The 23,478-nt window shown below is 60.4% G+C and carries 22 protein-coding genes; 8 read left to right on the plus strand and 14 right to left on the minus strand.

What is annotated here, in order from left to right; genetic code table 11:
• Positions 1-25 precede the first annotated feature (25 nt).
• Positions 26-1,405 carry a DUF726 domain-containing protein gene (locus tag AC4ANK_RS04250; protein ID WP_460384266.1) on the plus strand — a complete coding sequence of 460 codons (1,380 nt, stop codon included), beginning with the start codon at positions 26-28 and terminating at the stop codon, positions 1,403-1,405.
• A gap of 6 nt (positions 1,406-1,411) precedes the next feature.
• On the opposite strand, the gene AC4ANK_RS04255 is transcribed toward AC4ANK_RS04250, so the two are convergent.
• Positions 1,412-2,440, minus strand: a complete 1,029-nt coding sequence (locus AC4ANK_RS04255) for a bile acid:sodium symporter family protein (protein WP_002555535.1) — start codon at positions 2,438-2,440, stop codon at positions 1,412-1,414.
• Positions 2,441-2,525: 85 nt separating this feature from the next.
• Here AC4ANK_RS04255 and AC4ANK_RS04260 point away from each other — a divergent pair, with 85 nt between their 5' ends.
• Entirely contained in the window at positions 2,526-3,329 is an 804-nt protein-coding gene (locus AC4ANK_RS04260; RefSeq protein WP_002555534.1) for an AraC family transcriptional regulator, read from the plus strand.
• A 244-nt stretch (positions 3,330-3,573) separates the two neighbouring features.
• Entirely contained in the window at positions 3,574-4,470 is an 897-nt protein-coding gene (locus AC4ANK_RS04265) for a PA4780 family RIO1-like protein kinase (protein WP_002555533.1), read from the plus strand.
• Positions 4,471-4,585: 115 nt separating this feature from the next.
• Here the strand turns inward: AC4ANK_RS04265 and cueR are convergent, their stop codons facing one another.
• The 3 genes from cueR to AC4ANK_RS04280 form a co-directional block, all read right to left on the minus strand.
• Positions 4,586-4,999 carry a Cu(I)-responsive transcriptional regulator gene (gene cueR, locus AC4ANK_RS04270; RefSeq protein WP_002555532.1) on the minus strand — a complete coding sequence of 138 codons (414 nt, stop codon included), beginning with the start codon at positions 4,997-4,999 and terminating at the stop codon, positions 4,586-4,588.
• Entirely contained in the window at positions 4,996-7,194 is a 2,199-nt protein-coding gene (locus AC4ANK_RS04275; protein ID WP_002555531.1) for a heavy metal translocating P-type ATPase, read from the minus strand. Before AC4ANK_RS04275 ends, cueR begins: the two co-directional genes overlap by 4 nt.
• A 69-nt stretch (positions 7,195-7,263) precedes the next feature.
• Positions 7,264-7,644: a hypothetical protein gene (locus AC4ANK_RS04280; RefSeq protein WP_002555530.1), complete on the minus strand. Its 381-nt coding sequence runs from the start codon at positions 7,642-7,644 to the stop codon at positions 7,264-7,266.
• Between the two features lie 146 nt (positions 7,645-7,790).
• Between AC4ANK_RS04280 and AC4ANK_RS04285 the strand changes: the two genes are divergently transcribed.
• Positions 7,791-7,988 (plus strand): heavy-metal-associated domain-containing protein, encoded by a 198-nt coding sequence (locus tag AC4ANK_RS04285; protein WP_002555529.1) that lies wholly within the window; start codon positions 7,791-7,793, stop codon positions 7,986-7,988.
• Between the two features lie 137 nt (positions 7,989-8,125).
• On the plus strand, positions 8,126-9,322 hold the full coding sequence (locus AC4ANK_RS04290; RefSeq protein WP_002555528.1) for a multidrug effflux MFS transporter: 1,197 nt from the start codon (positions 8,126-8,128) through the stop codon (positions 9,320-9,322).
• A gap of 54 nt (positions 9,323-9,376) precedes the next feature.
• Here the strand turns inward: AC4ANK_RS04290 and AC4ANK_RS04295 are convergent, their stop codons facing one another.
• A complete protein-coding gene (locus AC4ANK_RS04295) occupies positions 9,377-10,390 on the minus strand; it encodes a zinc-binding alcohol dehydrogenase family protein (RefSeq protein ID WP_002555527.1) in 1,014 nt (337 codons plus the stop codon).
• 112 nt (positions 10,391-10,502) lie between these two features.
• On the opposite strand from AC4ANK_RS04295, the gene AC4ANK_RS04300 reads away from it, so the two are divergent.
• A complete protein-coding gene (locus tag AC4ANK_RS04300; protein WP_002555526.1) occupies positions 10,503-11,426 on the plus strand; it encodes a LysR family transcriptional regulator in 924 nt (307 codons plus the stop codon).
• A 435-nt stretch (positions 11,427-11,861) separates the two neighbouring features.
• Positions 11,862-12,554 carry an ArsR/SmtB family transcription factor gene (locus AC4ANK_RS04305; RefSeq protein WP_002555525.1) on the plus strand — a complete coding sequence of 231 codons (693 nt, stop codon included), beginning with the start codon at positions 11,862-11,864 and terminating at the stop codon, positions 12,552-12,554.
• Between the two features lie 131 nt (positions 12,555-12,685).
• On the opposite strand, the gene AC4ANK_RS04310 is transcribed toward AC4ANK_RS04305, so the two are convergent.
• The 7 genes from AC4ANK_RS04310 to AC4ANK_RS04340 all read right to left on the minus strand — a co-directional run bounded on the left by AC4ANK_RS04310 (position 12,686) and on the right by AC4ANK_RS04340 (position 19,808).
• Positions 12,686-13,639, minus strand: coding sequence for an adenosine deaminase (locus AC4ANK_RS04310; protein ID WP_460384272.1), 954 nt, complete (start codon positions 13,637-13,639; stop codon positions 12,686-12,688).
• 78 nt (positions 13,640-13,717) lie between these two features.
• Positions 13,718-14,683, minus strand: a complete 966-nt coding sequence (locus AC4ANK_RS04315) for a 2-oxoglutarate and iron-dependent oxygenase domain-containing protein (RefSeq protein WP_002555523.1) — start codon at positions 14,681-14,683, stop codon at positions 13,718-13,720.
• Positions 14,684-14,758: 75 nt separating this feature from the next.
• Positions 14,759-15,853: a BMP family ABC transporter substrate-binding protein gene (locus AC4ANK_RS04320; protein ID WP_002555522.1), complete on the minus strand. Its 1,095-nt coding sequence runs from the start codon at positions 15,851-15,853 to the stop codon at positions 14,759-14,761.
• Positions 15,854-16,136: 283 nt separating this feature from the next.
• Complete coding sequence (fecE, locus tag AC4ANK_RS04325) at positions 16,137-16,928, minus strand: Fe(3+) dicitrate ABC transporter ATP-binding protein FecE (RefSeq protein ID WP_002555521.1); 792 nt, start codon at positions 16,926-16,928, stop codon at positions 16,137-16,139.
• A 4-nt stretch (positions 16,929-16,932) separates the two neighbouring features.
• A complete protein-coding gene (locus AC4ANK_RS04330; RefSeq protein ID WP_002555520.1) occupies positions 16,933-17,901 on the minus strand; it encodes an iron chelate uptake ABC transporter family permease subunit in 969 nt (322 codons plus the stop codon).
• On the minus strand, positions 17,898-18,887 hold the full coding sequence (fecC, locus tag AC4ANK_RS04335) for an iron-dicitrate ABC transporter permease FecC (RefSeq protein ID WP_002555519.1): 990 nt from the start codon (positions 18,885-18,887) through the stop codon (positions 17,898-17,900). The genes AC4ANK_RS04330 and fecC overlap by 4 nt, the downstream gene beginning before the upstream one ends.
• The gene (locus AC4ANK_RS04340) at positions 18,888-19,808 is read right to left on the minus strand and encodes a Fe(3+) dicitrate ABC transporter substrate-binding protein FecB (protein ID WP_002555518.1); all 921 of its coding nucleotides are present in this window, start codon (positions 19,806-19,808) and stop codon (positions 18,888-18,890) included. It lies immediately after the preceding gene.
• 245 nt (positions 19,809-20,053) lie between these two features.
• Here AC4ANK_RS04340 and AC4ANK_RS04345 point away from each other — a divergent pair, with 245 nt between their 5' ends.
• Entirely contained in the window at positions 20,054-21,151 is a 1,098-nt protein-coding gene (locus AC4ANK_RS04345) for a calcium:cation antiporter (RefSeq protein WP_002555517.1), read from the plus strand.
• Between the two features lie 111 nt (positions 21,152-21,262).
• Here the strand turns inward: AC4ANK_RS04345 and AC4ANK_RS04350 are convergent, their stop codons facing one another.
• The gene (locus tag AC4ANK_RS04350) at positions 21,263-22,618 is read right to left on the minus strand and encodes an 8-oxoguanine deaminase (RefSeq protein ID WP_002555516.1); all 1,356 of its coding nucleotides are present in this window, start codon (positions 22,616-22,618) and stop codon (positions 21,263-21,265) included.
• Positions 22,619-22,741: 123 nt separating this feature from the next.
• The gene (locus tag AC4ANK_RS04355; RefSeq protein WP_002555515.1) at positions 22,742-23,431 is read right to left on the minus strand and encodes an SDR family oxidoreductase; all 690 of its coding nucleotides are present in this window, start codon (positions 23,429-23,431) and stop codon (positions 22,742-22,744) included.
• Positions 23,432-23,478: the final 47 nt, after the last annotated feature.

The following is a 23,478-nucleotide window of genomic DNA, read 5'->3' on the forward strand; positions in this document are numbered from 1 at the left end:
ACCCGCCCATGTGTGACAGGACAACGTGGAAAATCACTTCAAGTTTCTGACCTTGCCCAGGACATCGGGCGAGGTCGCCAACGTCTTCATTCACGGCTATTCGTCAGGGCATGATCTGGACGACCGGCGCATGCTGGCCAACAGTATTCCTGGTGCCTTGCGCCAAAGCGTGAATATTCTGGCGTTCTGGCCATCCAGCCATTTTACCCAGATGGACAACCGTTCCCGTGGCCTGTTGATGGCCGCCGCCCGAGTGCATCCGCTGGCGGGAGACCGCGTCGTTCATTTTGCGCGTATCCGCAACCGGGCTCGCGATATGGGCAAAGTGTTGCTGGCACAACTGGACCGTTACCTGTTCGAACATCATCCGGACGTAAAACAGGTCAACCTGATTGGCCACTCACTGGGCGGACGACTACTGGTCAGCGCGCTCAAGAACCTGCAACAGACGCCCGAACACGGGCTGGTGGTGGGCGATGTGTTGCTGATGGCTGCTGCGGTGCGCATTGACGCGGCCGAGGCCGAAGTGTTGAAGCAGAAAATCAGCGGACGACTGATCAACGCTTACTCCAGCGAAGACCACGTGCTGTTGTTGAATCTGGGCGAGAAGAGCCTGGGACGCACACCGGTCGAGCATTTCGAGAATGTGCGGATGCCGGGTTATCGCCATCACCATTACTGGAGACGCTTGCAGGAAGTGCTGATCGCAACTCGCTTCAGCGGCTGTGAAGGGCTGGAAACCGGCGTTGCCGTTTTACCGACAGTCACCCGCGACCCGGTCTTGCAGGACATCTGGCTGCACAGCGTTCTGGCCCGCTCCCCAGACTACGTGCTGGAGGCGGCCATCAAGCATTTGTGCAGCAGTCGATGGACACGCCTCAAGGCCACCGAAGCGGATCGCACCTACGCATTTGTGCGCGAATTCCAGCTGGTCGCCGGACACTTTCTGATCAATGCCGCCCGGCGTCGAGGCGTGCCCTACACGCGAGTGCTGGGCATGCTGGCGCGGCAATACGGCCTGAGCGATTCGCTGCACAACTGTGCGACGGTGGTTGAAGTGGAGGAACTGCTGCTGCGGACGTTTTTCCGGCAGGCGTTCAGCAACGATCACCCGCTGGTACAAATGCCTCGCGCCAGTGTCAGCGCGATGAGCTGGGAGGTGTATGCCGCACATGTCGATGCACTGGCCGAGCGTTTGACCGTAGCTGCATTCTTCAAGCCCGCGCAGGCCGAGAAAGCTCCCGGCACGATCAAAGGGTTGCTGGGCGCAATTCGCCAGGCACCGGTGCAGCGCCTGCTGACGCACTTTGGCACGGCGCTCAGGCCGGGTTATTCAGCGTTGATCCCGACAGTGGCAATCGTCTTTTACGCGCGCGTCACGCTGGGCGATGACGCGCTGATGTAACGGCGGTCATGCGGCCTGGGCTTCTTCCAGCGCGGCCTGCGAAAGCTGCTGGCGATGACGACTGGCGTAGCTCTCGGCGATGATCGAACAGACGATCAACTGCATCGGGTGGTAGATCATGATCGGCAACAGGATCAGGCCCAGCCCCGGATTACTGCCGAAGATCAGCGCTGCCATCGGCGCCCCTGCTGCAAGCGATTTCTTGGTGGCGCAGAACACCGCCGCGACCTTATCGGCATGATCGAACTTGAGCGCCCGTGCGGTGCGCGTGGTCATCAACAGGATCACCGCCAGCAGCAGCGCGGTGCCGACGAACGCCGTCAGGATCACACTGTTGCCCTGGCTCTGCCACATGCCGGAAATCATCGAGTTGCAGAACGCAGCGTAAACCAGCAGGAGGATCACCAGCTTGTCGATCAGGTTGGTGTACTTCTTGTGCCGCGCGAAGAACTTGCCCAGCAGCGGCCGCAGTAACTGGCCCAGTATCAGCGGCAGTAGAAGCATCGCGCACAGGTTGAGCAGCGTGTCGCCCAGATCAATCCCCCCGGCACCGGTGCCGACCAGCAGGCTCACCAGCCACGGCGTGATGAAAATCCCGATGACGCTGGACATGCTGGCGTTGAGAATCGCTGCCGGAACATTGCCGCCTGCGCTGCCGGTCAGCGCCACCGAGGACGAAATGGTCGAGGGCAGGGCACACAGATAGAAAAAGCCCAGCATCAGCAGCGCAGGTACATGCGAGCCGAGCAGTTTGTCGCACACCAGCCAGATCAGCGGAAACACCACAAACGTGAAGACCTGAATCATCACGTGCAGCCGCCAGTTGGTCAGCCCTCGTTTGATCTGCTCGCTGGACAGGTTCACGCCGTGCAGAAAGAACACCACGAACACGCCGATGTTGATGACGTATTCAGCGTGCATGCTGCCGCCAGTAGCACCGAAACGCGGGAAAAAGTAGGCGAGCACCGTCGCCAAAACCATGCCCCAGAGGAACCAGTCGGTGGCGACGCGCTTGAAATGTTTGAGTGATTGCATGACGGACCCGGACAACTTTTGTAAACAAGGATGTGCGCAGGCTACTCTGTTGCATAACAGCCGTCTTGCGACATAAGGCCATAAGATGCCGACTAACGGACAGATCGATCAGCGACATCCCACTGGCGAGCGGCAGATACCGGCACTGTCCGGTCTGCCGCGGCCGCTGTATGCCCGCGCTGAAAGCCTCAGTGCCGGTTCGTGGACGCCGCCCCATCGTCACGACTGGGTGCAGTTTTCCTACGCGATCAGCGGGGTATTGGGTGTGCACACCGCCGAGGGCAGTTTTTTTGCACCGCCACAGTGGGGCGTCTGGGTGCCGGCCGGGCTTGAACACGAGGTCGTGACCTCCATGCGTGCCGAAATGCGCAGCCTGTACATTCGCACGGCTGATTCCGGCTGGGCACCACAGCGTTGCCGGGTGCTGGAAGTCACGCCGCTGGCCCGCGAACTGATCAAGAGCTTCTGTCTGTTGCCCGTGGACTATCCCGAGCAGGACAGCCATGAGGCGCGGCTGGTGCAGGTATTGCTGGACCAGTTGGCGCACCTGCCGGAAGTCGGTTTTTCGCTGCCGTTGCCGCGTCACCCGCGTTTGCTGAGCCTGTGCAACGAGTTGATCGAAGAACCTGGCCAGTTGATTACCCTGCACGACTGGGCGGCACGTCTCGGCACATCCGAGAAAACCCTGATGCGCCTGTTTCAGCGGGAAACCGGGTTGAGCTTTCGTGGCTGGCGTCAGCGGGCACGATTGCTGTCTTCACTTTCTGCACTGGAAGAGGGCGCCAGTGTGACCCATACCGCGCTGGCCTGTGGTTATGACTCGACGTCGGCTTTCATCGCTGCGTTCAAGGGCTTGTTCGGCTATACGCCCGGTGATTTGTTCAAGTAACGCCAGGTTGTATTGCGCACTAACGAGTGCATTTAACGAAGAATTTTCGGGCTTTACACGTTTTGTCCCGGAATATCTTTTATCGCCTGAACGGCACGAAAGGTGCTTTAAACCAGGGGATTGCGTGGTTTTTGCTTAAAAAACCTTTCAATCCCAAGGCCACTACCCCTACTCGCTGGCGGAGGATTGCCGTATAACGGCAACAATCGCGTATCTGGCAACAAAGGACCCACAATAAAAGCTGATGAAAACTCCTAAACGCATTGAACCCCTGATCGAAGACGGTCTGGTCGACGAGGTGCTGCGCCCGCTCATGAGTGGTAAAGAGGCAGCTGTTTATGTGGTGCGCTGTGGCAATGAGCTGCGGTGTGCCAAGGTTTACAAGGAGGCTAACAAACGCAGTTTCCGTCAGGCGGCCGAGTATCAGGAAGGCCGCAAGGTACGCAACAGTCGCCAGGCCCGGGCCATGGCCAAGGGCTCGAAGTTCGGGCGCAAGGAAACCGAAGACGCCTGGCAGAACGCCGAAGTGGCTGCACTGTTTCGTCTGGCCAGCGCGGGTGTCCGGGTGCCCAAGCCGTACGACTTCCTGGAAGGCGTACTGCTCATGGAACTGGTGGCCGACGAGTATGGCGACGCTGCGCCGCGTCTGAACGATGTGGTGCTGGAGCCGGATCAGGCACGCGAGTATCACGCGTTCCTGATCGAGCAGATCGTGCTGATGCTGTGTTCCGGTCTGGTGCACGGTGACCTTTCCGAGTTCAACGTGCTGCTGGCACCGTCCGGCCCGGTCATCATCGACTTGCCGCAAGCAGTCGACGCCGCGGGCAACAACCACGCGTTCAGCATGCTGGAGCGTGACGTTGGCAACATGGCGCTGTACTTCGGCCGCTTCGCGCCGGAACTCAGAAAGACCAAATACGCCAAGGAAATGTGGTCGTACTACGAGGCAGGCACTTTGTCGCCCGCCACGGTGCTGACCGGTGAATTCGACGAGCCGGAGGACGAAGCCGATGTGGGCGGCGTACTGCGCGAAATCGAAGCCGCCCGTCTCGACGAGGCTCGCCGTCAGGCAGCTCGTGCGGCAGACGATGCGCCACCGAGCAAATCCACCGAAGAACCACCGCCGCCGTGGATGCAGTAAAGCTTTTGTGGGAGCGAGCTTGCTCGCGAAGACGATGGATCAGGCTCGCTGTTTTCGGAGTTTGCACCGGCCCTTTCGCGAGCAAGCTCGCTCCCACGGGCGTGTTGGACTAGCTCTAACTTAGGTGGTGGCTAGCAACCCCTCCCGACGCCAGGTCCTTGAGGATCGGGCAGTCCGGGCGGTCGTCGCCGTGGCAGTGTTCTACCAGTTCCTGAAGCGTATCGCGCAGGCTGGCCAGTTCGTCGATCTTCTGATTCAGCTGCACGATGTGCTGACGGGCCAGCGCCTTGACGTCGGCGCTGGCGCGTTGGCGGTCTTGCCAGAGGGTCAGCAGTTTGCCGACTTCCTCCAGCGAGAACCCCAGGTCTCTCGAACGTTTGATGAACGCCAGCGTGTGTAAATCGTCGGCGCTGTACAGGCGATAGCCACTGTCGCTGCGATGTGCCGCTTGCAGCAGACCGATGGATTCGTAGTAGCGGATCATCTTCGCGCTCAAGCCACTGCTTTTCGCCGCCTGACCGATGTTCATGGCGTGTCCTCCAGATAATGTGGTTTCCAGGTTTTCAGCAGCAGCGCATTGCTCACCACGCTGACACTGGACAGCGCCATGGCCGCGCCAGCCAGTACCGGGTTGAGGTAGCCCAGCGCCGCGAGGGGAATACCAATCAGGTTGTAGACGAATGCCCAGAACAGGTTCTGACGGATCTTTGCGTAGGTCCGTCGGCTGATGTCCAGCGCCGCTGGAACCAGTCGCGGGTCGCCGCGCATCAGGGTGATGCCTGCTGCATGCATCGCGACGTCCGTTCCGCCGCCCATCGCAATACCCACATCCGCAGCCGCCAGCGCCGGTGCATCGTTGATGCCGTCACCGACCATGGCAACCACATGATGGTTTTTCAGCTGGGTGACGGTGGCCGTCTTGTCGGCAGGCAGCACTTCGGCATGTACATCGTGTATCCCCAAGGCCTTGGCGACTACTTGAGCGCTGCCACGGTTATCGCCGGTCAGCAGATGGCTGGTAATGCCGCGTGCGTTCAGCGCCCTGATCGCCTGATCCGTTCCGGGCTTGAGTGTGTCACCAAAGGCAAACATGCCGATGACCTTCGGCTCCGGGGCCTGCTCGATCAGCCAGGACAGCGTTCGCCCTTCGGCTTCCCAGATACGCGCAGATTCGGCCAGTTCGCCGATGGGCAGGCCGCGTTCATCCAGTAGGCGTCGATTGCCCAGCGCCAGCTCCCGGCCCTGAACGGTGCCCGCTATGCCCCGGCCGCTGAGGGCATGGCTGTTTTCGGCTGCATCGAGCTTGAGTTGCCATTCATGACACACATCGAGCACCGCCCTGGCCAACGGGTGTTCACTGCCGCGTTGCAGTGCGCCCGCCAGTTGCAACAGGTGTTCTTCATTGCCCGACACCGCACTCATGTTGGTGATGCGCGGCGTGCCTACGGTCAGCGTGCCGGTCTTGTCGAATACCACGGCATCCACAGCGTGGGCGCGCTCCAGTGCCTCTGCATCCTTGATCAGAATGCCATAGCGCGCCGCCACGCCGGTTCCGGCCATGATCGCTGTGGGTGTCGCAAGGCCCAGAGAGCAGGGGCAGGCAATCACCAATACAGCGACCGCATTGATCAGCGCCACTTCAAGCGTGGCTCCAGCCAGCAGCCAGCCTGCCAGCGTGAAAAAGGCAATGGCCAGTACAGTGGGTACAAACACCTGGCTGACTTTATCCACCAGTTTCTGGATCGGGGCCTTGCCCGCCTGAGCGTCTTCGACCAGCCGAATGATGCGTGCCAGAACGGTTTCCGCGCCCAGCGCTGTAGTTCTCACCAGCAACTGGCCCTCGCCGTTGATGGCCCCGCCCGTGATCTTGTCTCCCGCCTGCTTGGCCACCGGCAGGCTTTCACCGGTAATCAGCGCTTCGTCGGCATGGCTGCTGCCTTCGACCACTTCGCCGTCCACAGGAAACCGTTCGCCAGGTTTGACCAGCACTTGATCGCCAAGCTGCAGTGAGCTGATCGCGACGTCCTGTTCGAGGCCGTCGACCACGCGCAGCGCGCGTTCCGGGCGTAGTGCCTCGAGGGCACGAATGGCGCTGGCCGTCTGACGCTTGGCGCGGCTTTCCAGGTATTTGCCCAACAGCACCAGCGCGATAACCACCGCCGATGCTTCGAAATACAGATGCGGCGTGGTGCCGGGTGCAGCACTCAGCCATTGATAGACGCTCAAGCCGTAGCCCGCGCTGGTGCCGATGGCGACCAGCAGGTCCATATTGCCTGCGCCCGCGCGTACGGCCTTCCAGGCAGCCACATAAAAACGCGCGCCCAGAACGAATTGCACCGGTGTCGCCAGTGCGAATTGCGCCCAGGCGGGCAGCATCCAGTGCACGCCCAGCAGCGTCAGTAACATTGGCGCGATCAACGGCAGTGCCAGCGCGATGGCCAACAGCAGGGCCCATCGTTCGTTGTGCAGGTGGCGTGCTTTCTGGTCAGCTTCGGCGTGGCGATCCTCAACCAGCGTCGCGCTGTAACCGGCACGGCTGACAGCATCGATCAGCGTTTGCGGATCGGTCTGTGCTGCGGTGTCTACATGGGCGCGCTCATTGGCGAGGTTGACTGTCACGCTGTTGACCCCCGGCACTTTGGCCAGAGCACGCTCGACCCGACCCGCACAACTGGCGCAGGTCATGCCGCTGATCGGCAGGTCGAAGGTGGTGGTTTGTTGCATGTGAATCACTCCCTGAGGCTGGATACCTGCAAGGATCAACCTTGCCACATGGGCAAGGTCAAGCGCGAATCAATAGTTGAGGTCGGCTTTCTTGAGGTACATGCCGTTCAGGTCCGCGGCGATACGGTATTTGAGGATATCGCCCGAGCGTAGCTGGATCTTGGTACTGCGCGGCGCTTCCATTCCCGGTTCGCAGCCCACCACGGTGCCCCGCAGGGTGCTCAGTCTTATCGACACTTCACCGGGAGGCAGGTTGAAAGACACCGAGTCCTCCTGAAAAAGCCTTCCGGCCAGACGGTCCTGCACATAGATGCCGATCTCACAGGAGGTCGCGACTTCCAGGCGCTCTCGGGAAATGATCAGGATGCCGTAATCCTGATCGGCCTGAGTGGCGGGTGCGATAGCCAAGAAACCGAGAATGCTGAAGAGGCTCACTGCTGACCAGCGCATCGCTGATACTCCTGATGTAAACGTTGATGAGTCAGCTTGGCTCACGATCAGCTCGAATACCAGCCCGGCAGCGATAACAGAAACTTGACCTTGCCACGATGACAAGGTTGAAGATGCTCGCTATCCATCAATGAGGGAGTGACACCATGCAGTTATTCAATGTTCAAGGCATGACCTGCGGGCACTGTGTTCGCGCGGTGACTCAAGCGATCAAGAACGATGACCCAGGCGCTGATGTTCAGATTGAACTGGCCAGCAAGCAGGTGAAGGTGCAAAGCAGTCTGTCACCCGAGCAGATCGTCAGGTTGATCAGCGAAGAGGGTTATCAGGCGCAGCCGGCATGACGCGGGTCAGGGAGACCGGAGCGGTCTCCCTGTCTGTAAACTTTGAAAAGTTTTGAATTAATTACCCTGTCCTTCGTTCTCTGCAAGGTAAGCCGGTTAGACTAACCCGTTGCCCTGGACCCGTTAATGGACACCCGATGAATCTACGCACAATCCTTATCCTTGGCTCATTGAGTGCCTTCGGCCCTCTGGCCATCGACTTCTATCTTCCTGGGTTTCCTGCCATGGCCTCGTATTTCGGGACCGACGATAAACATATTCAGTTGACCCTCGCGGCTTACTTTCTTGGGCTTTCCCTGGGACAACTGGCCTATGGTCCGGTGGCTGACCGGTTCGGTCGGCGCATTCCGCTGTTGTTCGGCGTTACCATGTTCATGCTCGCCTCGATAGCCTGCGCCTTTGCGCCAAGCCTTGAATGGCTGATTGGTGCGCGCTTCGTTCAGGCGTTGGGCGGCTGTGCCGGGATAGTGTTGTCGCGGGCAATCGTCAGTGACAAGTGCAATGCCGTCGAGTCGGCCAAGGTCTTTTCGCAACTGATGCTGGTCATGGGCCTGGCTCCGATTCTGGCACCCATGCTTGGCGGAGTACTGGTCAGCACCTTTGGCTGGCAATCGATCTTTGTCAGCCTGGCGCTTTTCAGTGGTGCCTGCCTGGCGGCGGTTGCACTGGGGCTGCCGGAAAGCATGCCCGCCAGCACGCCTCGTCAGCCGTTGAGTGGCGCATTTCGCCAGTACGTCAACCTGCTGCAGGACCGCGTCTTCATCGGCCATGCCCTGACGGGCGGCATTGCCATGGCCGGAATGTTCGCTTACGTCGCCGGGTCGCCGTTCGTGTTCATCAAGCTGTACGGGGTACCTGCCGAGCATTACGGCTGGCTGTTCGGGATGAACGCGGCGGGTTTCATTCTGGTCGCGCAGATCAATGCGCGTCTGCTGCGCAAGACGGGGCCGGCATTTTTGTTGTCACGAACGGTCTGGATCTATCTGACCGCGGCGCTGGTGTTGCTGGCGATCAGCTTGCTGCGCACCGAAGCGCTTTGGCCGCTGCTGGTGCCATTGTTCATTTGCGTGGCAAGCCTTGGGTGCATCATCCCCAATGCGTCAGCCTGCGCCATGAGCGGCCAGTGGGCGCGTGCGGGCAGTGCCTCGGCGCTGCTGGGTTGTCTGCAATTCAGTGTTGCCGCCATCGCCGCCAGCCTGGTGGGCTTGTTGCATGACGGCACGGCCACACCCATGGCGTTGGTTATCAGCCTTTGCGGTGTGCTGACGGTCGGCCTTTCGGTACTGACACGCCGTGCGCAAGGCACGCGGGATGCACAGGCGAAGCCTGTCTGATTCGGCGCAACGGTTGTGTCAGTCACGCGATGCGCTGACACAACCATATCGCGTTCAGAACCCTTCCAGTACAACCTTGCCCTTGGCCTTGCCACTTTCCAGCAGGGCATGAGCGCGGCGCAGATTCTCTGCGTTGATGCTGCCGAAGTGCTCACCAAAGGTGGTTTTCAGCGTTCCCGCGTCGATCAGATCGGCCACCCGGTTGAGCAGGTTGTGCTGTTCTATCATGTCCTCGGTTTCGAACATCGACCGCGTGTACATGAACTCCCAGTGCAGCGACAGGCTCTTGCGCTTGAGCTTCGATACATCCAGTGACTTGGGATCGTCGATCAGCGCCAGCTTGCCCTGTGGCTTGAGCGCCTCGACCAACTGGTCCAGATGCTGTTCGGTCTGGGTCAGGCTAGCCACATGGGTCACCTGGTTCAGGCCGACGCGCTTCAGTTCTTCGCTCAACGGCTTGCTGTGGTTCAGCACTTCGTGTGCGCCCAGTTCGCGGACCCAGCTTTCGGTCTCAGGCCGGGAAGCGGTGCCGATGACCTTCAGGGTGGTCAGATGACGTGCCAACTGGGTAAGGATCGAACCTACACCGCCCGCTGCACCGACGATCAGCAGGCTGTGCGAGCCTTCGCCTTTTTGCTGAGCGATCTGCAGGCGCTCGAACAACAGCTCCCAGGCAGTGATCGCCGTCAACGGCAACGCGGCCGCATGGGCAAAGCTCAGGGTTTTCGGCATATGCCCGACAATACGCTCATCGACCACATGCAGTTCGCTGTTGCCACCCGGCCGGGTCAGGGAGCCGGCATAGAACACCTTGTCACCCGGCTTGAACAGCGTGACCTGGCTACCCACCGCTTTCACGACACCTGTCACATCCCAGCCCAGTACCTTCGGAGCGCCGTCCTCGGGCTGGACGTTCTGGCGGATTTTGGTGTCCACCGGGTTGACGGAGATGGCCTTGACCTCGACCAGCAGATCACGAGCGCCAGCCACCGGTTCAGGCAGTTCGATGTCCTGCAATGACAGTGCGTCGCTGATCGGCAGCGAGTGGTAATACGCGATTGCTTTCATGACGGGCCTCTTCGGGAAAAATGATGAAGAGATCATTGGCTATTTCCAGTAAAGATAAAACCCGCTAAAACGGCAGGCTCTTTCAATTTTATTTTGATAATACGAGGCATTGATGTTGCGTTTTGACGACTTGCAGTTGTTCGTTCGTGCAGCGGACCTGGGCAGCCTTTCTGCCGCAGCGCGGGTGATGGACATGTCTGCGGCGGTTGCCAGCGCGGCGCTCAAACGTATTGAACGGCAATTGGGTGCGCGCTTGCTGGCACGTTCGACCCGCAGCCTTCGTCTGACTGCCGAAGGCGAGGGGTTTCTGGAGTATGCCCGCGCCGCACTGGGCAGTCTGGAAGAGGGGCGGCGCCTGCTGGCCAGCAGTCAGGACCGTTGTGAAGGCGTGTTGCAACTCTCGGCACCGTCGGATCTGGGACGTAACGTACTCTTGCCCTGGCTCGACGAATTTCAACAGCAACATCCGCAACTGACCGTGCGCCTGTTGCTGGGTGATCGTATTGCCGACCTGTTCCGCCAGCCGGTCGATGTGGCGCTGCGTTACGGCGAGCCGGAGGATTCAAGCCTGGTCGCATTGCCGGTGTTGCCTGACAACCGGCGGGTGTTGTGTGCCGCGCCGAGTTACCTGCAGCGTCATGGCGAACCGCAGCAGGTTGAGCAACTGGCGCAGCATAACTGCCTGTTGTTCATGCTCGGGGACCGTGTGCATGACCGCTGGACGCTGAATGATGGCAAGCGCGAAATCAGCCTGACGGTCAGCGGCAACCGGTTCAGTGACGACGCAGATGTAGTGCGCCGCTGGGCAGTAGCGGGCGAAGGTGTGGCGTACAAATCCTGGCTGGACGTCGCCGCAGATGTACGGGCCGGGCACCTGAAAGTATTGATGCCAGATTTGATCGGCGAGCGAGCGCCGCTGAACCTGTTATGCGCGCACCGGGCGCAGCTCAGCAAGCCGGTCATTCTGTTGCTGGAAATGCTCAGGTCACGTTGTAAGCAACAGGCTGTAGGTCCGTCGCCCGTTGGTTTGTTTTAATAGCCACGTCCGGGTAGGAAATAACCTTCGGAAGTGTCGGAAAATATAATATTTGAAAGTGTTTCAATGGTGCAAAGTTTCAACTCTCAGGCGAAGTTAAAACTGACTGTTGTTGAGTGGTTTTGGCGTTTTTGTCATGGGTATTACGCTTGTTTTTTCAATCTCTTTTTGAAGTAATGGTCGAAACCCCTTTGCTAGAGGGGGTCGCCGTTAAGGCAGGAAGATCTTCCTGCCGATCGGGCGAGAGAGAAACGTGGGTTTTTTCGAGCTGTTGTACAACAACAGTTTGTACGAATCGTTTTTCGCCCACTGGGGCCGAAGGGCATAGAGTTTATACTTGTCATTTCATATAAGAACCACGTTCAACTCTACCGAGGCGTGATTGCTTTCACCCAGTCATCACGATAGATGAATGTTTCAACAGGGAGTGAACACATGGAATACGGACCTTGCATCAGCCAGATCGCAACATTGCTGGCCGACCCCAAGCGCAGCGCAATGATCTGGGCACTGATGGATGGTACTGCTCGTCCTGCCGATGAGTTGGCGATTTTGGCGGGACTCTCGACTTCTTCTGCAGGCGCGCACCTGGCGCGTCTGACCAGCGGCGGTTTGTTGAAACAGGAGGCGCGGGGTCGCAAGCGCTTCTTTCGCCTCGCCGCGCCGGAAGTGGGGGCCGCTGTAGAAGCTCTGGCCTGTGCCTCGCTGGCCAGTGCCGAACAGATCAGCCGCAGGTTTGCTCAGCCTATGCCGCCGTTGCCGCTACGCCGTGCAAGAATCTGCTCCGATCATCTGGGCGGCGAAATGGCCGCCGAGCTTTATCAGCGCCTTCTGGAAGCGGGCTGGATAGAACAGCAAGAGAAGCGTGTCGAGGTCACGAGCAAGGGTGTGGCCAGTTTTGCCGAGCGCGGTATTTACATACCGGCGCTGGCACAGCGCAAGCGTGAAACGGTATGTGCCTGCCCGAAATGGAATGATCGCAACCCGCACCTGGGCGGCGCGCTGGGGGCGGGGCTACTGCAGTTATTCTTTCAAATGGGCTGGCTGCGCACCACCGAGGAGCCCAGCACCTTGCAGGTCTCCTCCAGTGGGCAGCGGGAAATCAGCAAGATCGCCGCGGCGGCCTGACGGGAACCGCAGGTGTGGCTTGCTCCACCACTATCGTGTCACCGCTCCGCTTTTGCATGCCGTTCCGGACGCTTCGCGTCCTGTTGCGACGCGGAGCGTGAGGAACGATGGGGTAGCCGCTCAATCACTCCCTAGGGCTTGACCAGTCGTGCATCCAGGCTGTTTTGTGCCAAGCGTTTTGCCTGATCTTCGGTCATGCCCAGGTGGGTGTACAGCGCATGGAAGTTTTCGGTCACGTAGCCACCGAAATAGGCCGGGTCATCCGAGTTGACGGTGACTTTCACGCCGCGCTCGAGCATGTCGAGGATGTTGTGCTGGGCCATGTCGTCGAACACGCAGAGCTTGGTGTTGGACAGCGGGCAGACGGTCAGCGGGATTTGTTCGTCGATGATGCGCTGCATCAGTCGCTCGTCTTCAATGGCGCGTACACCGTGGTCGATGCGCTCGATCTTCAGCAGGTCCAGTGCTTCCCAGATGTATTCCGGCGGGCCTTCTTCTCCGGCGTGGGCGACGGTCAGGAAGCCCTCGCTGCGGGCGCGATCAAATACGCGCTGGAACTTGCTTGGCGGGTGGCCCATCTCGGAGCTATCGAGGCCCACGGCGACGAACGCATCACGGAACGGCAGCGCCTGATTGAGGGTTTTTTCGGCTTCTTCCTGGGACAGGTGACGCAGGAAGCTCAGGATCAGACCGCTGTCGACGCCCAGCTTCGACTTGCCGTCTTTCAGCGCACCGGTAATCCCGGCCAGCACCACTTCAAACGGGATACCACGGTCGGTGTGGGTTTGCGGATCGAAGAACGGTTCGGTGTGGATAACGTTCTGTTCCTTGCAGCGCAGCAGGTAAGCCCAGGTCAGGTCGTAGAAGTCCTGCTCTGTGCGCAAAACGTCCGCACCGCGGTAATACAGATCAAGGAATTCCTGCAGGTTGTTGAAGGCATAGGCCTTGCGCAGGGTTTCGACGTCATTCCACGGCAGGGCAATTTTGTTGCGCTCTGCCAGGGCGAACAGCAACTCGGGTTCCAGTGAACCTTCGAGGTGCAAGTGCAGTTCTGCCTTGGGCAGGGCGTTCAACCAGTCGTACATATTCTTTTCTCATCAGGTGCAGATCGCGGGCATTCTACAGATGCACGTCGCTGCGCAGGGTAAAACCTGACCGAACGTTCAACTTGCCTCCTGATCGCGGCGGTAAGCATAGGTATCAGCAAAGCGCGACAGCAGAAACTCGGCGCAGGTGGTAACAGGATAGCGCGCTGGCTGGCTTTCGCTCTGGCAACCGGGCAGGCATTCAATACGCGTGTCGGGATGCGGTTCGGCGAAAAACGGCATCGAATAGCGGTCGACGCCAAGCGGGCTGATAACCCGGTGCGGCGTGGACAGATAACGGTCGTTGCTCCAGCGCGCCATCATGTCGCCGAGATTGACCACGAACGTACCGTCAATCGGCGGTGCGTCGATCCATTCGCCCCGCACGTCGCGTACCTGCAAGCCGCCCGCCGTGTCCTGATACAACAGGGTGATGCAGCCATAATCGGTATGCGCGCCTGCGCCTTGTTGCTCGGCCGAGGTCGCCGTATCACGCGGTGGGTAATGAATCATGCGCAGCACGCTGACCGGGTCCTTGAAGCGCTGATCGAAGAAATCGCGTTCGATGCCCAGCGCGAGGGTCATGGCGCGCAGCAGGGTTTGCGCCAATGCCTGCATGTCCAGGTAATGCTGTTCCATCAGGCTTTCCCAGCCGGGAATGTCCGGGTGCCGATTGGGCCCGCGCAATGGTTTGCCAGCCAGCACGTCGGGATGGCCTGCCTCCAGATGCAGGCCCATGTCGAAGGTTTCCTTCAGGTCGCTCGGCAGGCTGGGGTCCAGTTGCTCTGTAGCGATGGCACCGTAGCCGCGATGATGGGTGCTTTGCGTGATGTCGATGATGAGCTTTTCGGCTGCCGGACGAGCGAAAAAGTCTTTGGCTGCCGATTGCACCTGCTCGATGCGTTGCGCGCTGATCGGGTGGCCCTTGATATAAAAGAAACCCCATTGCCGACAGGCACTGTCGATCTGCCGGGCGACATTCTGCCAGGCCTCAAGGTCGGTGCCGTAGAGCGGGGCTATGTCGATGACGGGAAGCTGGTCCATTAACGGTCCTGGAAATCATGTGGTGTTCGCTGTCGATGAGCGTGCCCGCCGAAGCAGGCACGAGACGCCAGGCGGTTATTTAGGCAGTTCGGCCTTGATCCCTTCGACGTAATAGTTCATCGACGCCAGCTCAGCGTTGGTTGCAACCACGCCGTCAGCAATTTTCACGGTACCGTTCTGGTCCTTGATCGGCCCGGTGAACGGATGGAATTCGCCGCTTTCGATGCTGGCGATGATCTTCTGCGCCTCAGCCTTCACATCAGCAGGTACCACGTCGCTGATTGGCAACTCGACCGTACCCTCTTTCAGGCCGCCCCAGTAATCCTGTGGTTTCCAGGTGCCTGCGATGGCACCCTCGGCGGCCTGAATGTAATGCGGGCCCCAGTTGTTGACGATGGAAGCCAGTACCGCTTTCGGCCCGAAGTGCGCCATGTCCGAAGCGTAGCCGACTGCATAGACGCCACGACGCTCGGCGGTCTGGATCGGCGCAGGGCTGTCGGTGTGCTGGAAGACCACATCAACGCCCTGATCGATGAGTGCGTTGGCAGCATCGGCTTCCTTGCCCGGATCGAACCAGGAGTTGACCCACACCACTTTGATCTCGGTGCCCGGGTTGTATTTGTTCAGCGCCAGCTGGATGGCGTCGATGTCACGCAGCACTTCAGGGATCGGGAATGAAGCGACATAACCGATTTTCTTGGTCTTGGTCATTTTCGCGGCGATGTAACCGCTCACGTAACGACCCTCATAGGTGCGGGCCAGATACGTGCCCATGTTCTTGTCCTGCTTGTAGCCGGTCGCGTGCTCGAATTTCACCTTGGGGAATTGCTTGGCGACTTTCAGCGTGGGGTTCATGTAGCCGAACGAGGTACTGAAAATCAGGTCGTAACCGCCCTTGGCCATGTTGCGGATAACCCGCTCGGCGTCCGCGCCCTCCGGCACGTTTTCCACGTAGCTGCTGGTCACCTTGTCACCCAGCGCCTTGACCATCGCCTGGCGGCCCTGCTCGTGCTGATAGGTCCAGCCGTGGTCGCCAATGGGGCCGATGTAGACAAATCCGACTTTCAGCGGATCGGCTGCCGAGGCGAGCAGGCTGGAGCCAATGCCGACAACGGCGGCCATGGCACACAGCAGTTTTTTCAGAGGACGACGTGGGTTGGTCAGGTGCATCGGGTCTAGCTCCTTGCGGTCTTGTTGGAGTGCATACCCCGACAATGCAAATAACTGACCAACAGGACAACTTACGATGCTAGCGTGCTTCACCCTATAGCAATAGTGCGTGTGTAGGAGCGGACTTGTCCGCGAAGGAGGTCGTTCAGACGATGCATTTTCGGAGAATATGCCGACCCTTTCGCGAACAAGTTCGCTCCCACGGCCTTCGGCCAGAATCTAAAACAGACTTGTGTGTAACGCGTAGTGCAGCGAGAAGGTGCAGGTGCGGTGGGCTGCGCCGCTAACTGGTGCAGCGCGTGCTGCGCTCGACAATGCACATTGGCGTACCGGCCACGGGTTCGCGCATGATCTGCACCTGCACATCGAACACCTGGCAGACCAGCTCGGCTGTCAGCACCTCGCCCGGCGCGCCGCAGGTCACCAGACGTCCACCCTGCATGACCGCCAGATGGTCGGCATAGCGACAGGCCTGATTGATGTCGTGCAGCACGGTAATCACGGTTTTGCCTTCGGCGCTGAGTTCGCGCATCAGGTCCAGCAGTTCGACCTGATGGCTGATGTCTAGATAGGTGGTCGGCTCGTCGAGCAGGACGATGGCCGCGTCCTGCGCAAGGATCATCGCCAGCCACGCTCGTTGGCGCTGCCCGCCGGAAAGGTCGGACAGCGGCCGGTCGGCCAGGGTTTCCAGCTCCATGCGTTGCAGCGCCTGTTCGACACTGTGCTGATCGGCCCCGCTCAAGCGTCCCCACAGACTGTTGTGCGGGCTGCGACCGTAAGCCACCAGTTGACGCACACTGACGCCTTCTGGAATGGGCAGCACTTGCGGCAGAAAAGCCACCTTGCGGGCCAGCTCTTTGGCGGAGAGCTGGCTATAGGCTTTGCCGTCCAGGCTGAGGCTGCCCGATTGCGGGGTGAGAATCCGTGCAAACGCTTTGAGCAGTGTGGATTTGCCGCAACCGTTGGGGCCGATCAGCGCGGTGACCTGCGCAGGCGGCGGGCTGAATGACAGGTCTTGCACGATCCGCGTTGCGCCATAGCCGATGTCGAGTTGCTGCGCCTTCAGAATACTCATGGGATCAACCTTTGAATCGGGCCAGCAGCCAGAGGAAATACGGAGCGCCAATCACCGCCGTGAGAATACCGGCGGGGATCTCGCTGGGTGCGATCAATGTGCGCCCCAGCGTATCGGCCAGCACCAGCAATAACGCGCCCAATACCATGGAGGCGGGCAGCAGGTATTGATGATGACCGCCGACCAGACGGCGTGCCATGTGTGGCGCGACCAGCCCGACAAAACTCACCGGTCCGATGATGCCCACGCCCAGGCTGGTCAACAGCACGGCACTGCTCATCGCCAGCCAGCGCGTACGTTTGAGGCCGGTACCCAGGCTCTGCGCTGCTTCATCGCCCAGGCCGATCAGGTTCAGCGGTTTGGCCAGCAGCAAGCTGAGCGGGATCAGCAGCAGAAGCGGCGAGGCCAGCAACACATGGTGCCAGTTACGGCTCCACAAACTGCCGGTCAGGGCCAGCAGGGCGGTATTGATATCCAGCGGGTTGGACAGAATCAGAAATTCGGTGATGCTCGACAGCGTCACGGCAATCGCTACCCCGGAGAGCGCGAAACGCACGCCGGAAAACTGCACGCCGGTGTTGTACAACGCCAGCAGCAATGCCCCCGCTGCACCGCCCAGACACGCCACAAACGGCAGCGCGGCCACCGGCAATTGCGGCAGGCCGATAATCGCGATGGTCAGCGCCAGCCCTGCGCCCTGGGTCACGCCAAGAATTTCCGGCGAGGCCAGCGGGTTGCGAATCACACCTTGCACGATGGCACCCGCCAGGCCGAACGCGCAGCCGGTCATGATTGCGATCAGTCCGCGTGGCAGGCGGTGATTCCAGACTTCGAAGTCCTTGCTGTCGTGGGCGATCAGATGATCAAGCACCGCGCCGGGCGTCAGCCAGACGGTGCCCGCGCTGAGGCTCAACAGCAGGGCCAGTACCAGTAACACAATCAGCAACAACAGCCGTGAGCGGGACTGGTTCATAGCGCGCGCCTCGCCAGAAACAGAAAGAACGGCGCGCCAATCAACGCCGTGACCACGCCGGCCGGCGTTTCCACGGGGAATGCCACGGCGCGGCTGATCAGGTCCGAGGCCAGCACGATGGCCGCGCCCAGGCCGGCGCTGATCGGGATCAGCCAGCGGTAGTCATTGCCCAGCCACTGGCGAGCAATGTTCGGCGCGATCAGGCCGACAAATGCTATCGGCCCCACCGCACAGACGCTGGCGCCGACCAGCAGCAAGCTGACCACGAACACCAGCAGGCGCAAGGCACCGATGCGTACGCCCAGTGAGCGGGCAGCGTCTTCGCCGAGGTTGATCAGGTTCAGGCGCGGCGCACAGGCAATCGCCAGCACCAGACCGATCAGCGTGCACGGCCAGAGCAGTTGCAACTGCGCCGCGCCGACGTTGGCCAGTGAACCGGCCAGCCAGTTGAGGACACTTTGCGCCTGTGCTTCGACAAGAATCACAGTGAGGCGGGTCAAGGCTGCGCACAGCGCGGCGACGGCGACACCCGCCAGCACCAGTCGCCCCTGAGCGGTGGCAGGCGACCATGCGCCGCCAAGACTGAACACTGTGATCCATGCCAACGCACCACCGAGGCAGGTCATCAGCAGCGCGCCGCCGGGGAAGGGCAGGGCGACCAGCCCGGTGGAAAACAGCGCCAGCCCCAGCGCCGCGCCCGCCGTAACGCCAAACAATGAGGGGGAGGCCAGACGGTTGCGCGTGATGCCCTGCATCAAGGCCCCGGCCACGCCGAGGCAGGCACCGACCAGCGCCGCGCACAAGGCGCGTGGCACGCGCAATTGCGCAACGATATAAGCGATGTTGCCGCCCTCGCGACCCTGCGTGAACAGTCCGTTCCAGGCATCTACCTGACGAATGCTGAACGAAGACAGGGCGAACAGCGACACCCAGAACAGTCCCAGGCAGGTCGCGGTGATCACGCCCGCCATCAGCCAGCGGCGCATTTACGGGTTCAGCACGGCCTTGCCGCCCTTGAGTACGGCAAGCGCATCGTCGGCGATCTGCTCGGACGCCATGATCCCGCGATTGCGCGCCCAGCTGTCGCCATCCACTTCAGCTACCTGCTTGTTACGTACTGCGCCAAGCACCTGCCACAGCGGCTGCTTGCTCCAGCTGTCGACGATGCTCGGGCGACGATAATGACCGACCAGCAACCAGTTCGGGTCCAATGCCAGCAACTGCTCCAGGCTGACGAATTCGGTGGGCGCGGCGTCTTTGCGTACTTCCGGGACCTTCAGACCGATCGCCTGCAACACGCTGCCCGCATAAGAGTGCGGGCCATGTATCGAGAAGCTGTCTTCGCGGGCGACGCCGAACAGCACGTTGGTGTTGGCCGGAATCTGATCGGCAACAGTCTTCAGGTGCTGGCGGTTCTCCGCGATCCGCGCCTGCATCTCTGGGCCTTTGCCGAGCGCCACGCCGATCAGCTCGGCAGATTTCAGACTGCCCTGATAATCCTCGCCGCGCGACGGCAGCATCAGTGTGGGTGCCAGGCTGGCCAGATCGTTGTAAAGCGCCTGATGGCGGCCGAGGTCGGCAATGATCAGGTCCGGCTTGAGCCGCGCGATCACTTCTATATTGGGTTGCGAGCGCAGCCCCACGGACTGCCATTCGCCTACCGCCTTACGCACTTTGGGCAGTACCCGGTTGGCATCGCCATCGTCCGCGGCACCGACGGGTGTTACGCCGACCGACGCCAGGCCGTCGAGAAACGAGAACTCCAGCACCACCACGCGCTTGGGAGTGTCAGGCAGGTGGACTTTGTGTTGGCCGTCATCGATGTCGATAGGTGCGGCCTGGGCGGCGCTCGCCAGCAGAGTGAGCAGGCCGCAAGCCAATAAATGCGGAAGTCGAAAAGCACGCACGGCGAATGTCCTTTCTAACAGAAGCTGAATCGTGAAAAACAGACGCGCCAGAAAAGGCGCCTGGAAAACGGCGGGCACTATTTCACATCGTGACGACGGGATCAAAAGTCATTTACGTGTGGGTGCAGTTCTCATTCGGGTCATTTGTTGAAACCTTTTGTCACACACCGCACTCTGAACGGCTTCAATGACAGACACGTTCATGACTATCCGCGGCGATCTGTCGCAAGGGTTTGGAGAAAGTAATGGGCGCTTTGCTCAAGCAAGAAAAGTTTCTACTGCTGGCAATCATTGCCATGTTTGTCGCCTATCCGCTGGAGCATGTGCTGCTGGGCAACGGACAGGTCGTCGCACTGGTTTCCGGGTTGGCGCTGGTCGGCTTCATCGTCTGCGCCTCGATGCGCGTCGCGCACCACGCCGAAATGCTCGCGGAAAAGGTCGGTGATCCCTACGGGACGATGATCCTCACGCTCTCGGCGGTGCTGGTCGAAGTGGTGATTCTGGCGATCATGATGAGCAACGAACCATCGCCGACGCTGGTGCGAGACACGATTTACTCGGCGGTCATGCTCGACATCAACGGCATCCTTGGCCTGGCCGCGCTGATGGGCGGTATCAAGCACGGCGAGCAGTCCTATAACGATGACTCGGCGCGCACCTATAGCGTGATGATCCTCACCGCCATGGGCGTGTCGATGGTGGTGCCCGAGTTCATCCCCAAAGGCGACTGGAAGATCTATTCGGCGTTCACCATTGGCGCGATGATTCTGCTCTACACGCTGTTCCTGCGCATGCAGGTCGGCCCGCACAGCTACTTTTTCAGCTACAGCTACCCGGAAAAGAAAAAGCGCCAGGGCTCGGATCAGGCTGAACAGCATGCAGAGCCGGTCAACCTGACCCGCTCAATTGTCACATTGGTCATCGGTGTGGTGGTGATTGGCGCGCTGGCTGAAGTGATGTCCAAGACGGTCGACCTGGGCCTGGAAGGGACGGGGGCACCGCCAGTGATGACCGCCATTCTGGTGGCCGCCATTTCCGCTGCACCGGAGATTCTGACCGCCCTGCGCGCGGCACTCGCCAACCGCATGCAGTCAGTGGTCAACATTGCTTTGGGTGCATCGTTGTCCACCGTGATTCTGACGGTTCCGGTCATGGAAGCGATGGCGCTTTACAGTGGCCAGCCGTTCCAGATGGCCATGACGCCGGTGCAGACCGTGATGATCTTCATCACCCTGCTGGTGTCCGCCATCAACCTCAACGACGGCGAAACCAACGCCATCGAAGGCATGACCCACTTCGTGCTGTTCGCGACGTTCATCATGCTCTCGTGTCTGGGGCTTTAGGGCCTATTGCCTATCGCTCCCACGCTCTGCGTCGCAAGAGGACGCAGAGCGTCCTGAACGGCATGCCGACGCGGAGCGTCGCACGATAGTTGAGATTATCGCCCCGCACGTTCAGCCCCGAATCAACTCCCGCGCGGCCTGGCTGTGATCGGCAATCAACTGCTTGATGTCCAGGCCTTCGACCTGGCCGTCGATCACTCGCCATTGTCCTGCGATCATCACCCGATCGGCACGGTCCGCGCCACACAGTAGCAGCGCTGACAGCGGGTCGTGGCTGCCGGAAAAGCGCAGTTCGTCCAGCTTGAACAACGCTATATCAGCCTGTTTGCCTACCGCCAGTTCACCGAGGTCTGTGCGTCCCAGCAAGTGCGCTGACCCCTTGGTGGCCCAGCCCAGCACAAGTTGCGGGGTGATTTTCTCTGCGCCGTAGCGCAGGCGCTGCAGGTAAAGCGCCTGGCGGGTTTCGAGGATCATGTTCGATGCATCGTTGGACGCCGAACCATCGACCCCGAGCCCCAGCGGCGCGCCGGCAGCGATCAGCTCCAGCGTCGGGCAGATGCCAGAAGCCAGGCGCATGTTCGAGCTTGGGCAGTGACAGACGCCGGTGCCTGCTGCGCCGAGACGGGCGATTTCGTCGGGGTTGAAGTGGATGCCATGGGCCAGCCAGGTACGCGGTCCCAACCAGCCGACACTGTCCAGATAATCCACGGTGCGCAGGCCGAAGCGTTGCAGGCAGAAGTCCTCTTCGTCGAGGGTTTCAGCCAGGTGGGTGTGCAGGCGCACGTCGAGCTTTTCGGCCATGGCGGCACTCTCGGACATGATCTGCGGCGTGACCGAAAACGGCGAGCAGGGTGCCAGCGCGATCTGGATCTGCGCACCATCGCCGCGCTCGTGATAGGTCTCGATCAGGCGCTGACTGTCGGCCAGAATCACCTCGCCCTGCTGCACGGTTTGCTGCGGCGGCAAGCCTCCATCCGCTTCGCCAAGGCTCATCGAACCACGCGTCAACATTGCGCGCATACCCAACTCGCGGACGCTTTGCACCTGAACATCGATGGCGTGTTCAAGCCCGTCGGGAAACAGATAGTGGTGGTCGGCAGCGGTTGTGCACCCGGACAGTAACAGCTCGGCCAGCGCCACCTTGCTGGCGACCGCGAGCTTCTCTGGCGTCAGGCGCGCCCACACCGGGTACAGGGTTTTCAGCCACGGGAATAATGGCTGGTTGACCACCGGTGCCCAAGCGCGGGTGAGGGTTTGATAGAAGTGATGGTGCGTGTTGATCAGCCCCGGCAGCAGCACATGCTCGCGGGCATCGAATGTCTGTGTGCAGGGCGTCGACGGTTGTTGTCCGGCGGCCAGCACTTCAGTGATGACGCCGCCTTCGATCACCAGACCGCCACGGGCGTCCAGGTCATTGGCAGTGAACACGGCAAGGGGATTTTTCAACCAGATACGGATCGCAGGCATGGGCCGGCTCCTCTGAAAGACAGGTTCAGGTTAGCCAGCTCAGTGTTGCCCTGTCTGCTGATCCAGGGTCGCCGGGGTCAGGTGCGCCCCGGCGAAGGACGGCGATTCTAGTCGAGCAGCCGATTACCAGGCAATCGTCTTGCCCTGATAATCGATGAAGTGATGGCCGCCCTTGCCTGCGTAGGCATTGAGCTGTTCGACAAGCCCGGTGGTGCTGGTCATGACGTCGATGGCGGCATTTTCGCCGCCCATGTCGGTCTTCACCCAACCCGGATGCATCGACAGCACGGTAGGACGGTTCTCGCCCAGCTCGGTGACAAAGGTATTGGTCATCGAATTGAGTGCAGCCTTGCTGGCCTTGTACAGCGCAAGGTTTGCGCCGTCCGGGCAAGTGACGCTGCCCAGCCACGAACTCATGAACGCCAGGACGCCCGTGCCGGGACGGATTTGCTCAACGAAGCGCTCGGCCAGACGAATCGGCGCTACAGCGTTGGTCAGGAACAACTGCCCGAGTTCGGCAGCGGTCGACTTCGCAGCGCTCTGGTGTGCCGCGCCACTGATGCCGGCATTGACGAACAGCACGTCGAACACTTCACCGCGCAGCTTCTGGACCAGCACTTCCAGCGAAGCAGGTTCGTCCAGATCCACCGCTTCGATGCGCACGCCTTCTACCGCTTTGAGGTTTTCGGCGTTCTGCGGATCACGCACCGTGGCGGTGACCTGCCAGCCCTGTTCGGTCAAGCGCTGCACCAGCCCGAGCCCGAGGCCACGCGAAGCACCGATAATGAGGGCGGTTTTCTTGGTAGTGGTCATGAATGATTCCTTGGCAAATTGAGAGACAGACTCCATGGCAGCGCAAG

The organism is Pseudomonas sp. Pmew2 (assembly GCF_058129885.1).

Bases quoted from the DNA above. Each gene is read 5' to 3' on its own strand.
- AC4ANK_RS04255 (WP_002555535.1), bottom strand. From the start codon at position 2,440: ATGCAATCACTCAAACATTTCAAGCGCGTCGCCACCGACTGGTTCCTC.
- AC4ANK_RS04260 (WP_002555534.1), top strand. From the start codon at position 2,526: ATGCCGACTAACGGACAGATCGATCAGCGACATCCCACTGGCGAGCGG.
- AC4ANK_RS04265 (WP_002555533.1), top strand. From the start codon at position 3,574: ATGAAAACTCCTAAACGCATTGAACCCCTGATCGAAGACGGTCTGGTC.
- cueR (WP_002555532.1), bottom strand. From the start codon at position 4,999: ATGAACATCGGTCAGGCGGCGAAAAGCAGTGGCTTGAGCGCGAAGATG.
- AC4ANK_RS04275 (WP_002555531.1), bottom strand. From the start codon at position 7,194: ATGCAACAAACCACCACCTTCGACCTGCCGATCAGCGGCATGACCTGC.
- AC4ANK_RS04280 (WP_002555530.1), bottom strand. From the start codon at position 7,644: ATGCGCTGGTCAGCAGTGAGCCTCTTCAGCATTCTCGGTTTCTTGGCT.
- AC4ANK_RS04285 (WP_002555529.1), top strand. From the start codon at position 7,791: ATGCAGTTATTCAATGTTCAAGGCATGACCTGCGGGCACTGTGTTCGC.
- AC4ANK_RS04290 (WP_002555528.1), top strand. From the start codon at position 8,126: ATGAATCTACGCACAATCCTTATCCTTGGCTCATTGAGTGCCTTCGGC.
- AC4ANK_RS04295 (WP_002555527.1), bottom strand. From the start codon at position 10,390: ATGAAAGCAATCGCGTATTACCACTCGCTGCCGATCAGCGACGCACTG.
- AC4ANK_RS04300 (WP_002555526.1), top strand. From the start codon at position 10,503: ATGTTGCGTTTTGACGACTTGCAGTTGTTCGTTCGTGCAGCGGACCTG.
- AC4ANK_RS04305 (WP_002555525.1), top strand. From the start codon at position 11,862: ATGGAATACGGACCTTGCATCAGCCAGATCGCAACATTGCTGGCCGAC.
- AC4ANK_RS04310 (WP_460384272.1), bottom strand. From the start codon at position 13,639: ATGTACGACTGGTTGAACGCCCTGCCCAAGGCAGAACTGCACTTGCAC.
- AC4ANK_RS04315 (WP_002555523.1), bottom strand. From the start codon at position 14,683: ATGGACCAGCTTCCCGTCATCGACATAGCCCCGCTCTACGGCACCGAC.
- AC4ANK_RS04320 (WP_002555522.1), bottom strand. From the start codon at position 15,853: ATGCACCTGACCAACCCACGTCGTCCTCTGAAAAAACTGCTGTGTGCC.
- fecE (WP_002555521.1), bottom strand. From the start codon at position 16,928: ATGAGTATTCTGAAGGCGCAGCAACTCGACATCGGCTATGGCGCAACG.
- AC4ANK_RS04330 (WP_002555520.1), bottom strand. From the start codon at position 17,901: ATGAACCAGTCCCGCTCACGGCTGTTGTTGCTGATTGTGTTACTGGTA.
- fecC (WP_002555519.1), bottom strand. From the start codon at position 18,887: ATGCGCCGCTGGCTGATGGCGGGCGTGATCACCGCGACCTGCCTGGGA.
- AC4ANK_RS04345 (WP_002555517.1), top strand. From the start codon at position 20,054: ATGGGCGCTTTGCTCAAGCAAGAAAAGTTTCTACTGCTGGCAATCATT.
- AC4ANK_RS04350 (WP_002555516.1), bottom strand. From the start codon at position 22,618: ATGCCTGCGATCCGTATCTGGTTGAAAAATCCCCTTGCCGTGTTCACT.
- AC4ANK_RS04355 (WP_002555515.1), bottom strand. From the start codon at position 23,431: ATGACCACTACCAAGAAAACCGCCCTCATTATCGGTGCTTCGCGTGGC.